We start from the raw sequence: 12,770 nt of genomic DNA on the forward strand, positions 1-12,770 counted from the left end.
TGTTGCAATTTAGCTGAACATTATTCTTCAACTTTGTTGAGGTACACATCCATTTGCGGAAAGGGAATCTCAATACCTTCTTTATCCAGCTCTTCTTTGATCGCCTGAAGCAAATCAAAATAGATGGCCCAGTAATCGGCGGTTTTCACCCAGGGACGAACTACAAAATTCACCGAAGAGTCAGCCAGAGCCACTACACCAATAGTTGGCGCAGGCGTTTTCAGTAAGCGAGGCTCTGCATCCAAAACGCGCTTGAGCACTTCTTTGGTTTTCTTCAGATCCGATTTGTACGAAACCCCGATGACATAATCAATACGACGGGTTTCATGCCTGGAGTAGTTGGTGATAGCTCCACCAATCACAGCCGCATTAGGGACAACCACCATTTTATTGTCCGGGGTATTCAGTACGGTCTGAAAAACCTGAATAGATTCGACAGAACCGGCCACCCCGGCCACTTCAACATAATCGCCTGATTTAAAAGGACGGAAGGCAACAATCAGCACACCGGCAGCGAAGTTGGACAGTGAGCCCTGCAAGGCCAGGCCGATAGCCAGGCCGGCGGCACCGATGACAGCGACCACAGAGGCTGTTTGCACACCCACTCGGCTTAATGCCGCAATCAGCACTATCACAAACAACAGGTAGCGGACCATTGACTGCAGGAATTTGACAACCGCTTCATCCATTTGCTTGCGGCGCAGCATTTTGCCGAAGCCGCTCGCCACCCCTTTCGATACCAGATTACCAATAAACAGAATTAATAAGGCAGAAATCAGGTTAACGCCATACTGGATTAACAGCTCCTGATTATCGACAACCCAGTTACCCGCTTGTTTTACACCATCAGCCAGCTCATTATTGGCAATGGTATCAACCACTTTATCCGTTACACTCTCAGTCATAGCGCTCTCTCTACATTGGGGATGATGCGGTAATGCTCAAGTCCCGTGATACATAACAAACAGAACGAAATTACCCTAACAATAACCACTTATCTGAACTCAGATAAGTATGATACGACATGCGCAATCATTGCTGTCATAGCGATCACAAGCAAGACTTTTTTATGCGGCTTAAGGTAACTTTATTCAGCTCTTGCTATTAAACCAAATAAAAAAGCCCGCAAAGCGGGCTTTTTACAATCTAATCTGTTCAGAGTGACAAATTACAGCACGTCTACTGCATTCAGATCAGAGAAAGCTTGTTCCAGGCGCTTAACCATAGAATCCTGACCTTTACGCAGCCATACGCGTGGATCATAGTATTTCTTGTTAGGCGCATCTTCACCGGTTGGGTTACCGATCTGGCCCTGCAGGTAAGCTTCGTTTTCCAGGTAGTACTCACGGATACCGTTCCAGGTTGCCCACTGAGTATCAGTATCGATGTTCATTTTGATCACACCGTAGCCGATAGATTCGCGGATTTCTTCCAGAGAAGAACCTGAACCACCGTGGAATACAAAGTTCAGCGCATTAGACTCAATACCGAACTTCTCAGAACAATACGCTTGAGAATCACGCAGGATGGTTGGCGTAAGAACCACGTTTCCTGGCTTATAAACACCGTGTACGTTACCAAATGACGCTGCGATAGTGAAACGTGGGCTGATAGCATTCAGTTTCTCATAAGCGTACGCAACATCTTCTGGCTGAGTGTACAGAGAAGATTGGTCCAGGTGAGAGTTATCTACACCGTCTTCTTCACCACCGGTACAACCCAGTTCAATTTCCAGCGTCATGTTCATCTTGCTCATGCGCTCAAGGTACTTGGCACAGATTTCGATGTTTTCTTCCAGCGATTCTTCAGACAGGTCAATCATGTGCGAAGAAAACAGAGGCTTGCCTGTTTCCGCAAAGTGCTTTTCACCAGCATCCAGCAGACCATCGATCCATGGCAGCAGTTTTTTCGCCGCATGGTCAGTGTGCAGGATCACTGGCACACCGTAAGTTTCAGCCACGGCGTGAACATATTTTGCACCCGCAATCGCACCCAGGATCGGGCCGTTCTGACCTTCCAGCTTCAGGCCTTTACCGGCAAAGAAACCTGCACCGCCGTTTGAGAACTGAACAACAACAGGGGCTTTCACTTTCGCGGCAGCTTCAAGCACTGCGTTGATAGAGTCCGTGTTAACCACGTTAACCGCTGGCAGAGCAAATTGGTTTTCTTTTGCTACTGCAAATACTTTCTGTACGTCGTCGCCAGAAATCACACCAGGTTTTACGAAGTCGAAGATCTTAGACATAACAATAGTCCTATTAGCTTTTAGCTTTGTTGTCTGGGTTTAAAGATAAACTCATTGCTAACGTGTGCGGCCAAACGGTTAATGTTCACACCACACACAGCATATTCCAGGCGCCGAGCAAGCCCAGCGCCGCTGTTATCAGGCTTTCGCTCGTTCTTCCAGCATAGCAACTGCCGGCAGTTTTTTGCCTTCTACAAACTCCAGGAACGCACCGCCACCGGTTGAGATGTAAGACACTTTATCTTTGATACCGTACTTATCAATGGCTGCCAGCGTATCGCCGCCACCGGCAATAGAGAAACCTTCAGAATCGGCAATCGCTTGCGCTACGACTTCAGTACCTTTACCAAATTGCTCAATCTCGAACACGCCGACCGGGCCGTTCCACAAAATAGTTTTGGCTTCTTTGATAATGCGAGCCAGCTCAGCAGCAGAATCCGGACCGATATCCAGCACCATGTCGTCTTCTGCAATATCAGAAGCAGACTTAATGGTGGCTTCAGCCGTGTCAGAGAATTCTTTGGCGCAGACTACGTCAGTCGCAACCGGCACATTGGTTTGCTCCATCAGCGCTTTCGCTGTGTCAAGCAGTTCGGCTTCGTACAGAGATTTACCGACGCCATGGCCTTCAGCCGCAATAAAGGTGTTTGCGATACCGCCACCCACCACAACCTGATCGGCAATCTTCGCCAGTGACTCCAGCACGGTCAGTTTGGTCGACACTTTAGATCCGCCAACAATCGCCACCATAGGACGAGCCGGATTACCCAGCGCCTTACCCAGAGCGTCCAGTTCCGCAGCCAGCAGCGGGCCTGCACAAGCCACAGGGGCAAACATGCCCACACCGTGAGTAGATGCCTGGGCACGGTGCGCCGTACCGAATGCATCCATCACAAACACGTCACACAGTGCCGCGTATTGCTTGGACAGTGCTTCGTCATTCTTCTTCTCGCCCACGTTAAAGCGAACGTTTTCCAGTACTACCAGCTCGCCTGCATTCAGATCCAGACCATTCAGGTAATCTTTCGCCAGCGTCACATCACAGTCGAGCGCGTCTTGCAGATAGTTCACTACAGGCTGCAGAGAGAACTCGTCAGCGTATTCACCTTCGGTCGGGCGACCCAGGTGAGAGGTAACCATTACCTTTGCGCCTGCTGCCAGGCATTGCTTGATCGTAGGCAGAGATGCCAGGATACGTGCATCAGAAGTTACTTTACCTGCTTTTACTGGCACGTTCAGATCGGCACGGATCAGCACGCGTTTACCGGCCAGATCCAGCTCAGTCATCTTGATTACAGACATGGTTTGTCCTCTCAATAGTCTTACTGTGTAAATGATAAATATGTTCAGCCCTGCGATTTTGCCTGGCTGGGAAATTCAGAAACGTCTATCAGCTGACCACTGACCTGATGCATCACCAGTGCTGTATCCAGCATTCGGTTTGCAAATCCCCATTCGTTGTCGCACCAAATCAGCAATTTCAGCAGGTGCTGATTGCTGACACGCGTCTGGGTGCCATCAACAATGGCGCTGTGGGGATCATGATTGAAGTCAACAGAAACAAGTGGCGCTGTGGTGTAATCGACAATATCCGTCAATGTACACCTGGCAGCCTCGGCCAGGGCTTGATTTACATCATTAACCGAGACATTAGTCTTCACCGTAACGCTCAGATCCATCGCGGTGACGTTAATTGTAGGAACCCTGACTGAAATCGCCTCAAATTTATCCGCAAATTTAGGGAAAATACGGCCTATACCTAAGTGTAATTTTGTGTCTACCGGAATGATCGACTGGCTCGCGGCGCGTGTCCGGCGCAGGTCAGTATGGTAGGCATCGATCACCTGCTGGTCATTCATGGCTGAATGAATCGTTGTGATAGTGCCGGATTCAATGCCGAAAGCTTCATCAAGCACTTTAATCACAGGAACAATGCAGTTGGTGGTACAGGAACCGTTGGAAACAATGCGATCTTGAGGTGACAGGCTGTCTTGGTTAACACCGAAGATGATGGTGTTATCTATGTCGTTAGCTGCAGGATGGGAAAACAGGACTTTCTTGGCACCGGCCTGAATATGGGCTTCACCATCGGCTCTTGAGCCGTACACCCCGGTACAGTCCAGAACGATATCCACTTCCAGATCCCGCCACGGGAGCAACTGGATATCATTGAGATGAAGAATACGAATCGCGTCTTCACTCTGACCATCGGCAATGAACAGATGTTCCTGATCATGGCTGACCTTGCGACCAAAGCGACCATGACTAGAATCATACTGAAGCAGATGTGCCATAGCTTCAGGCTGAGCCAGTTCATTCACTGCCACGACTTTTATCTGGTGGTGTTTGCCGCTTTCATACAAGGCCCGCAGTACACTGCGGCCGATACGGCCAAATCCATTAATTGCGACTCGTAATATCATATCCGTGCTACGTAAGTGAAAAGCCGCTCTAGTGTATACCAAGCGTTAACGAGATTCATCCTAATTGTGACCCGCCTCACTCCCCAGAACGATTGTCTGCGAGCGTAGCGCAATGCCAGTAAATACGCCCGCTGTAACTACATCCTTCCTTATAACAGATATATAAATAGTGCTTTATCGGAATAAATAAAGCTCCCATCTGGCGTATTTTTTTCATTGTTCGAAATAATTTTTCTGCAACCTATCAATAACAATTGGTCCGAGCAGTAAATCACCGACGTTCAATCAGGCAATCGTGGTTTTGATCGCAATACGCGCCGATCCATCAAGAGGCCAGAACGCATTTCGCAAAGAGAAGAAGGGGCTGTCAACTCACAAAGAAGGTAAATAATCTGATTTTTTAGTCAAAACCAATATTATTAACTAGTAAGATTACAAACCACATGATGAAGATAATCGTTTGGCTGAATATTATCTTATTTCCACACATATCTAGTTGTTGATTTTGATCCCATACAAGTTATTATAGCCATCTAGACGGAGGTAGCTCTATACATACAGACTGATGATTAATCACTCAGACTGCTGAAAATCACACCTCCAATCACCTTTAAAGTTTTTCTAATAGTGAGAATACTCATGGCGAAACACCTGTTTACTTCTGAGTCGGTATCGGAAGGCCATCCAGATAAAATTGCAGACCAGATCTCAGATGCAGTCCTGGATGCGATCTTAGAACAAGACCCGAAAGCACGTGTTGCGTGTGAGACTTACGTAAAAACCGGCATGGTCATGGTCGGTGGTGAAATCACTACCACAGCTTGGGTGGATATCGAAGAGCTGACCCGTCAGACGGTGCGTGAAATTGGTTACGTCCATTCAGACATGGGCTTTGATGCCAACTCTTGTGCCGTACTGAGCGCAATTGGTAAGCAGTCTCCTGATATTAACCAGGGTGTTGACCGCAGCGACCCGAAAGATCTGGGTGCAGGCGATCAGGGGATTATGTTCGGTTACGCCACCAACGAAACTGAAGTGCTGATGCCGGCCCCTGTCACTTATGCTCACCGTCTGGTTGAGCGTCAGGCTAAAGTCCGTAAAAACGGTACGCTGCCATGGCTGCGCCCGGATGCCAAAAGCCAGGTCACCTTTGCTTATGACCAGGGCAAAATCGTGGGTATCGATGCCATTGTTCTGTCGACTCAGCACTGTGACAGCATTGAACTTCCTGTGCTGCAAGAAGCTGTGATGGAAGAAATCATCAAACCGGTTCTGCCGGCAGAGTGGCTGAACAAAGACACCAAGTACTTCATCAACCCAACCGGCCGCTTTGTGATCGGTGGTCCAATGGGCGACTGTGGTCTGACTGGCCGTAAAATTATCGTCGATACCTACGGCGGTGCAGCACGTCACGGCGGTGGTGCCTTCTCTGGTAAAGATCCATCAAAAGTGGATCGCAGTGCGGCCTATGCCGCCCGTTATGTGGCAAAGAACATAGTCGCAGCTGGCCTGGCAGACCGTTGTGAAATCCAGCTGTCGTACGCTATCGGTATTGCCGATCCAACATCCATCATGGTGGAAACTTTTGGTACAGAGAAGGTCTCTCACGACCTGATCGTTGAAGCCGTTCGTCACCACTTCGACCTGCGCCCATACGGCCTGATCGAAATGCTGGATCTGCTGCAGCCTATCTACAAGAAAACAGCGGCATACGGTCACTTTGGTCGCGAAGAATTCCCTTGGGAAAAAACCGACAAAGCAGAGCTGCTGCGCGATTACGCCAACATCAAGTAATCGAATCAGCAAGGCTGTGATTCTTACTCGTGAAAAAGGAAGCTTCGGCTTCCTTTTTCATTGCTTTTCTTTCTCACCGCCCCGCTCCCCTGTACAGCTCTTTCAGCTTTTGACCACCTATGATCTAAAAGCAGACCAAGCTGCTCACCTCTCTCGTAAAAACAGATAACAATATAAAAATAAACATATTTTAGTGTTATTTACTTCCCATGATCCAATCGCTCGAAAAGCTGATCATCTGTACCTGTACAGCTTCCGAAGGTTTTGAACACCTATGTTCTAAAAACTGTCACTGCTGTACAAAACGCATTTCAGGCCATCGAAGGTAGAAAATCAGCGCCAGACCTTACATACTGAACCCCTTGTTTGTTCACCTTTCAGCATCATGGACTCACTACAGCAAGCCATTATTAAACGTACCCTCTCCTGCCTTCGCCGGGCTGAAAACAAGCTTGGCAAACAGTTTCCTGATCCGGCAATCCGCTTTACCCAGCGCGGTAAAATTGCAGGCAGTGCCCGGATGCAAAGCTGGGAGATCCGCTATAACCCGGTATTACTGGCAGAAAACCCGCACGCTTTTCTGGCCGAAGTGGTTCCCCATGAACTCGCCCATCTGCTCACTTTTGCCTGTCACGGCAAAGTGCGTCCACATGGCCCTGAATGGCAAAAAATGATGACTGAGGTGTTCAATGTGCCGGCGCGCACCACCCACAGCTTCGATATCTCTTCTGTAAGCGGGCGTACTTTCCCCTACCGCTGCCAGTGCCGGGAGCATCAGCTCACTGTCAGACGGCATAATAAGATTCTGCGTCAGCAAGCCATCTATCACTGCATGCAATGCCACCAACCTTTGATGCCTGTTACTGGAAATGCGTCGCAGTGAAATTGAAAATTTGATTTTTTACACTCAGATAACGTGAAACACTTCTAAAAAATTCCGGTACTGATAACATCATCATCCATACATTCAGTCACCGGAAATCCCATGTTAATCAAGCTGAAATGGCTAATGACTGCCGTACTGCTAAGCGTCAGTGCCCTGCCCTCTCCCGTATTGGCAGACCCACCGCACAACTTCTCCAAAGCAAAAAAGCTGCTGGTAAACATTTATCAGGATCACAACGAGAGCTTTTACTGCGGCTGCCGGATTGAATGGCAAGGGAAAAAGGGAATCCCGGATCTGAACAGCTGCGGCTATCAGGTTCGCAAGCAGGAGACGCGTGCCAGCCGGATTGAGTGGGAGCACGTGGTGCCGGCCTGGCAGTTTGGCCATCAGCTGCAATGCTGGCAGGATGGCGGGCGTAAAAACTGCCGCAAAGACCCGGCCTTCAGCCGGATGGAAGCCGACATGCATAACCTGACCCCGGCCATTGGCGAGGTGAACGGCGATCGCTCGAACTATCGCTTTGCCCCCTGGCGTGAACATGACGGTGCTTTCTACGGCCAGTGCGAGGTGAAAGTTGATTTCAAAAACCGCCGGGTGGATCCGCCACCCCGTGCCCGAGGAGCCATTGCCCGCACCTATCTTTACATGGAGCAGGAATACCGCTTCCGTCTGGCGAAAAGTCAGCGCCAGCTGATGCAGGCCTGGCATAAGACTTACCCGGTCAGCCCCTGGGAGTGCGAAAGGGATCGGAGAATTGCCAACATCCAGCAAAAACACAACGGTTTTGTGCTGGAAGCCTGTCAGCAGGCAGGACTTTAATATAATAACGGCTGAGATCAGGGCTCTCAGCCGTTTGCCTATGCTTAATGCTTAATGTTTAGTGACGCAGCATCTCATCCAGGTAACGCTGGCTGTTATCGGCAACCGGCGCCTGGCGATTGAAACGCTCAAATCGGGCCGACATCACAGCAGTCCGCGCCTGGCACCATCCATAGCCGTACGGCAGATCCACCGGCATTGAATTGGCTATTGATGCAAATTCAGCGCTCAGATCCTGCTGTAAGATACTCTCCGATACCAGCCTGGCGCGCGGCACAACCTCTTTTTGCGCCAGCCGGTTGCGCTGCCCCCAGCCAATAATCAAATCATCACAACTGTAATTTTCAACCTTGGGTGAGGACGTAAACGCCACATCAGAGACCGCCTCATATTCCCGCCACATCATATAAGCTTCAAACAGCATGGCGACATCTTCCGCGCCAGTGTAATAGCCGTAAAAATCGGCGCCACCATCAGGCTCGAATGCCGATCCTGCCTGCTCAGGCGACATGGTCGTTGACGCCGAGGCGCCGCCAAAATAGCTCTCAGCCATCAACTGTAAACTGTCTGCTGACAGCGCATGGGCTTGTTGCAATGATGTCTGAATCCAGTTGCCTTTAATCTGCTTGATGTTTTTACCTATGCTGGTTGACACATCCAGCACACTGAGTTGATCCGGTGGCAGGAAGTCGTTGGCATGAGCCAGCTCATGGACCAGCAGATTAAACAGTCCCGGCGCTATTTCTGATTTGCTCCGCCAGTAATTGTCGTACTCATCGAAGGTATTGCTGTAAGTAACATAATCACCATTGCTGTACACATAACGTTGTAAAGCCAGAAACGGCAGGACATCTGCAAACCCGGAGCGGTAATCTTGCTGCTGATAAATGTCATTCCATTCCGCCTGATTGCGCCACAGATACCGCGGATCGATATATATCCCTGCAGTATCTGTGTGATAGAAAGACGGGCGGATATCAAGGCTGAGTACAATGACATTGAGTGGCTTAAACAGATTCAGCACATCCTGCGGTAAGTCACGCACCACATCCATAAAGCTGTCCCCCATCCAGCCATGGGATACCAGCAATCGCTGGGCAATGTCGTCCGGCGTCAGATCGCCCTGAATGTCATAGCCGAGCGGTGCGATATCCTGCAACTGGCAGGACTGCCTCTGTTTATAGATGACAGCACAATCTTCGGCTGCCAACCCGTACTGACTGGAGCTCAGGTACGGCTGCAGGCTGGCCAGCAAAGGATCGCCATCCACATTCAGGCTGCGCTCGCCAGACTTACCGTCGCCGCCACAGCCCGCCGCCAGCACCGCCGCCATAAGGAGCGCCAGTCTGTGCGTTCCTTGTGTTATTGTCATTTTTGTTATGTCCCCTGTGCAACAAAGCCGGCATTTTAGGTGATACGGGGTTCAATCCCACTGACTTTTTGCCGGAGTTATGAGCCGCATCAATGTCGGCTTATGCAGCTTTTGCGCGAGATAACACTTCAGCGCGCTTCCGCTGTGTTTCATCGCGCAGTATTCGGCACTGTGCAATGTTCGGTACATTGCCGCCAAGCTTGATATACTGACGCCAGGAATAACCATCAAAGCCAACGAATTTAATACTATGAGAGTGCCACGTATTTTCCATCCTGAGACCCTGCCGGCAAGCGGTAGAGTGCCATTAAGTGACGACGCCGCCAACCATGTCGGCCGCGTGATGCGGATGCAGCCAGGCCAGGAAATTCTGTTGTTCGACGGCAGCAATGCTGAATTCCCGGCTGTCATTACCGAAGCCGGTAAAAAACATGTCGAAGTAGAGATTTCTGCCCGTATTGAGCACAGTGTGGAGTCCCCTTTGGATCTGCACTTGGGCCAGGTGATTTCCCGCGGCGATAAGATGGAATTCACGATTCAGAAATCTGTCGAGCTGGGCGTCAACAGCATTACGCCGCTGATCTCAGAGCGCTGTGGTGTCAAACTGACTCAGGACAGGTTCGATAAGAAACTGTCACAGTGGCAAAAAATCGCCATCAGCGCCTGCGAGCAATGCGGCCGCAATGTGGTGCCGGAAATCCGTCCTGTGATGAAACTGGAAGACTGGTGCGCGGAAGAATTTGACGGCCTGAAGTTGAATTTGCACCCAAGAGCCCAATATTCCATAAATACCCTGCCCGCACCTGTCACCCGGGTCCGTCTGCTGATCGGGCCGGAAGGCGGCCTGTCGGAGCAGGAAATCAGTATGACTGAAACGTTCCGGTTCAGCGAAGTGCTGCTGGGTCCCCGGGTTCTCAGAACTGAAACTGCCGCTATGACGGCGATAACTGCGCTACAGGTCCGCTTTGGCGATCTTGGCTAACCAAGGAGAAAAGACATGATCAAATTGGGTATTGTGATGGATCCCATCCAGTCCATTACCATCAAAAAGGATTCCAGCTTTGCGATGATGCTTGAAGCGCAGCGTCGCGGCTGGGAAATCCATTATATGGAAATGGCTGATCTGTCTCTGGAGCAAGGCAAAGCAATCGCCCGGACCCGGATCGTCAAATTGCAGGAAGATCCGAACGACTGGTTCAGCTTCCACGGTGAGCAGGAAATCGAACTGAGCGAGCTCGATGCCGTGCTGATGCGCAAAGATCCGCCGTTCGATACTGAATACATCTACGCCACCTATATTCTGGAGCGCGCGGAAGAACAGGGCACCCTGATCGTCAATAAGCCCCAGAGCCTGCGTGACTGTAATGAAAAACTCTACACCGCCTGGTTCCCCGAGCTGACACCCACCACAATAGTGACCCGCCGGGCAGATAAGATCCGCGCCTTCCAGCAGGAACACGGCGATATCATTCTCAAGCCGCTGGACGGTATGGGCGGCTCGTCGATCTTCCGTGTCAAAGCCGGGGATCCTAACCTGTCGGTGATTATTGAAACCTTGACCAATCACGGTGAATACTACTGTATGGCGCAAACGTTCGTGCCGGACATCAGTAACGGCGACAAACGCATTCTGGTAGTTGACGGCGAGCCTATGCCTTACTGTCTGGCCCGTATTCCGGCCGAAGGGGAAACCCGTGGCAATCTGGCCGCCGGTGGCCGCGGCGAACCCCGCCCGCTGAGCGAGACTGATCGCAAAATTGCTGAAGCTGTCGCACCGGCACTGAAAGAAAAAGGGCTGATTTTTGTTGGCCTGGATGTGATTGGCGACAAGCTGACTGAAATCAATGTCACCAGCCCAACCTGTATTCGCGAAATTGAAGCGGCGTATGATATTTCTATTACAGGCAAACTGATGGATGCCATAGAACGCCGCCTGAAAACCGCTTGATACTGATACCACCCGGACGTGTTGTCTGCTGAAGTTGACAACACGTCACGTTTTCATTTTTAACAGCATCTCTCTCAGACTTACCATTTAGGCCAATTAGTCCTCATACTGTAATTATGAGAGCCTGTCTGAGAGTGTGTAAGGACTGAACGATGAATCTCACCAATCACTTTCTGGTGGCCATGCCCAGTCTGCAAGATCCGCACTTCAAACGCAGTGTGGTGTATGTGTGCGAGCATAACGACGAAGGCGCGATGGGCATTGTCATTAATTTGCCAATTGATGTGTCTGTCGGCAGCATGCTGGAGCAGATCAAAGTGGAGCGAGACTTGCCACTTGCGCATCCTGCCAGCCTGGAGAAGCCTGTCATGATAGGCGGCCCGGTGGCCGGTGACCGGGGATTTATCCTGCACAACAGCAAAGAAGAATACAGCTCCAGCCTTGATCTGACCGAAGAGATCAAGATGACCACATCAACCGATATCCTGCCTTTGCTGGGCACCAAGGATGAGCCGAGTCAATTTCTGGTTGCCCTTGGCTACGCCGGCTGGACCGCCGGCCAGCTGGAACAGGAACTGGCCGACAATAGCTGGCTGACCATGGAAGCGGATCCCAAGGTCGTGTTTGAAACTCCCATCAATGAACGCTGGGACAAAGCCGTCGCCAAACTGGGTATCCATTCCGCTAACTTATCCACTGAAATAGGACATTCATGAGCACCTCTCGTACAGTACTTGCCTTCGACTTTGGCACCAAAAGCATTGGCGCCGCCATCGGTCAGGAACTGACGGGGACAGCCAATCCCCTTTCGGCACTCAAAGCCAACGACGGTATTCCCAGCTGGGAAGCGATTGAAAAATTACTGAAAGAATGGCAACCCGACCTGATTGTGGTCGGCCTGCCGCTGGATGTTTACGGCCAGGAGCTGGAAAGTATCACCCCGCGCGCCCGCAAATTTGCCAACCGCCTGCACGGCCGGTTCGGGTGCCAGGTCGAATTACATGATGAGCGTTTGAGTACGGTCGAAGCGCGCTCGGATCTCTTTGCCCGTGGTGGCTATCGCTCACTCAGCAAAGGCAATGTCGACTCTCAGTCTGCCGTGGTTATCCTCGAAAGCTGGTTCGAACAGCAATACGGTTGATCGCTCGGTACAGCATTTTTAGTTTTGAGATCATGGCTGACCCAAAACCCTGAACGCTGCCGACAAAAAAAGGTTCATCTCGGATTAGCGGGAAACAGATACGAAAAACGGTTGGATAAGTTATCGTGTAATCGCCAAACAA

General features: G+C 50.5%; 12 protein-coding genes. 7 read left to right on the top strand and 5 right to left on the bottom strand.

Features of this window, described 5'->3' with window-relative positions; translation table 11 throughout:
- Positions 1–20: 20 nt before the first annotated feature.
- The 4 genes from mscS to epd all read right to left on the bottom strand — a co-directional run bounded on the left by mscS (position 21) and on the right by epd (position 4,665).
- Positions 21–905, bottom strand: a complete 885-nt coding sequence (gene mscS / locus Q4491_RS18685) for a small-conductance mechanosensitive channel MscS (RefSeq protein ID WP_303459801.1) — start codon at positions 903–905, stop codon at positions 21–23.
- A 263-nt stretch (positions 906–1,168) separates the two neighbouring features.
- The gene (fbaA, locus tag Q4491_RS18690) at positions 1,169–2,245 is read right to left on the bottom strand and encodes a class II fructose-bisphosphate aldolase (protein ID WP_027253596.1); all 1,077 of its coding nucleotides are present in this window, start codon (positions 2,243–2,245) and stop codon (positions 1,169–1,171) included.
- A 138-nt stretch (positions 2,246–2,383) separates the two neighbouring features.
- Positions 2,384–3,547, bottom strand: coding sequence for a phosphoglycerate kinase (locus Q4491_RS18695; RefSeq protein ID WP_192015753.1), 1,164 nt, complete (start codon positions 3,545–3,547; stop codon positions 2,384–2,386).
- 44 nt (positions 3,548–3,591) lie between these two features.
- On the bottom strand, positions 3,592–4,665 hold the full coding sequence (epd, locus tag Q4491_RS18700) for an erythrose-4-phosphate dehydrogenase (RefSeq protein ID WP_303459812.1): 1,074 nt from the start codon (positions 4,663–4,665) through the stop codon (positions 3,592–3,594).
- 642 nt (positions 4,666–5,307) lie between these two features.
- On the opposite strand from epd, the gene metK reads away from it, so the two are divergent.
- From metK to Q4491_RS18715, 3 genes are all read left to right on the top strand, one after another.
- On the top strand, positions 5,308–6,462 hold the full coding sequence (gene metK / locus Q4491_RS18705; RefSeq protein ID WP_192015754.1) for a methionine adenosyltransferase: 1,155 nt from the start codon (positions 5,308–5,310) through the stop codon (positions 6,460–6,462).
- Between the two features lie 385 nt (positions 6,463–6,847).
- A complete protein-coding gene (locus tag Q4491_RS18710) occupies positions 6,848–7,345 on the top strand; it encodes a SprT family zinc-dependent metalloprotease (RefSeq protein WP_303459806.1) in 498 nt (165 codons plus the stop codon).
- A 102-nt stretch (positions 7,346–7,447) separates the two neighbouring features.
- On the top strand, positions 7,448–8,167 hold the full coding sequence (locus tag Q4491_RS18715) for an endonuclease (RefSeq protein ID WP_192015755.1): 720 nt from the start codon (positions 7,448–7,450) through the stop codon (positions 8,165–8,167).
- A gap of 58 nt (positions 8,168–8,225) precedes the next feature.
- Here Q4491_RS18715 and Q4491_RS18720 read toward each other — a convergent pair whose 3' ends face one another.
- Complete coding sequence (locus Q4491_RS18720) at positions 8,226–9,539, bottom strand: hypothetical protein (protein WP_303459808.1); 1,314 nt, start codon at positions 9,537–9,539, stop codon at positions 8,226–8,228.
- A gap of 250 nt (positions 9,540–9,789) precedes the next feature.
- Here Q4491_RS18720 and rsmE point away from each other — a divergent pair, with 250 nt between their 5' ends.
- The 4 genes from rsmE (at position 9,790) to ruvX (ending at position 12,628) form a co-directional block, all read left to right on the top strand.
- Positions 9,790–10,521: a 16S rRNA (uracil(1498)-N(3))-methyltransferase gene (gene rsmE / locus Q4491_RS18725; RefSeq protein ID WP_218384269.1), complete on the top strand. Its 732-nt coding sequence runs from the start codon at positions 9,790–9,792 to the stop codon at positions 10,519–10,521.
- Between the two features lie 15 nt (positions 10,522–10,536).
- Positions 10,537–11,487: a glutathione synthase gene (gshB, locus tag Q4491_RS18730; RefSeq protein ID WP_192015758.1), complete on the top strand. Its 951-nt coding sequence runs from the start codon at positions 10,537–10,539 to the stop codon at positions 11,485–11,487.
- A 152-nt stretch (positions 11,488–11,639) separates the two neighbouring features.
- A complete protein-coding gene (locus tag Q4491_RS18735; RefSeq protein ID WP_027253605.1) occupies positions 11,640–12,203 on the top strand; it encodes a YqgE/AlgH family protein in 564 nt (187 codons plus the stop codon).
- Positions 12,200–12,628, top strand: a complete 429-nt coding sequence (ruvX, locus tag Q4491_RS18740) for a Holliday junction resolvase RuvX (RefSeq protein WP_027253606.1) — start codon at positions 12,200–12,202, stop codon at positions 12,626–12,628. Before Q4491_RS18735 ends, ruvX begins: the two co-directional genes overlap by 4 nt.
- The last annotated feature ends 142 nt before the right edge of the window (positions 12,629–12,770 follow it).

Origin of the sequence: Photobacterium sp. 2_MG-2023 (assembly GCF_030547675.1) — a bacterium.
In the GTDB taxonomy this organism is placed as follows: Bacteria; Pseudomonadota; Gammaproteobacteria; order Enterobacterales; family Vibrionaceae; genus Photobacterium; species Photobacterium arenosum.

What these genes read in the sequence shown, in the direction of transcription:
- Q4491_RS18735 (WP_027253605.1), top strand. Translation starts at nt 11,640, where the DNA reads ATGAATCTCACCAATCACTTTCTGGTGGCCATGCCCAGTCTGCAAGAT.
- ruvX (WP_027253606.1), top strand. Translation starts at nt 12,200, where the DNA reads ATGAGCACCTCTCGTACAGTACTTGCCTTCGACTTTGGCACCAAAAGC.
- fbaA (WP_027253596.1), bottom strand. Translation starts at nt 2,245, where the DNA reads ATGTCTAAGATCTTCGACTTCGTAAAACCTGGTGTGATTTCTGGCGAC.
- Q4491_RS18695 (WP_192015753.1), bottom strand. Translation starts at nt 3,547, where the DNA reads ATGTCTGTAATCAAGATGACTGAGCTGGATCTGGCCGGTAAACGCGTG.
- mscS (WP_303459801.1), bottom strand. Translation starts at nt 905, where the DNA reads ATGACTGAGAGTGTAACGGATAAAGTGGTTGATACCATTGCCAATAAT.
- Q4491_RS18715 (WP_192015755.1), top strand. Translation starts at nt 7,448, where the DNA reads ATGTTAATCAAGCTGAAATGGCTAATGACTGCCGTACTGCTAAGCGTC.
- rsmE (WP_218384269.1), top strand. Translation starts at nt 9,790, where the DNA reads ATGAGAGTGCCACGTATTTTCCATCCTGAGACCCTGCCGGCAAGCGGT.
- Q4491_RS18720 (WP_303459808.1), bottom strand. Translation starts at nt 9,539, where the DNA reads ATGACAATAACACAAGGAACGCACAGACTGGCGCTCCTTATGGCGGCG.
- gshB (WP_192015758.1), top strand. Translation starts at nt 10,537, where the DNA reads ATGATCAAATTGGGTATTGTGATGGATCCCATCCAGTCCATTACCATC.
- metK (WP_192015754.1), top strand. Translation starts at nt 5,308, where the DNA reads ATGGCGAAACACCTGTTTACTTCTGAGTCGGTATCGGAAGGCCATCCA.
- Q4491_RS18710 (WP_303459806.1), top strand. Translation starts at nt 6,848, where the DNA reads ATGGACTCACTACAGCAAGCCATTATTAAACGTACCCTCTCCTGCCTT.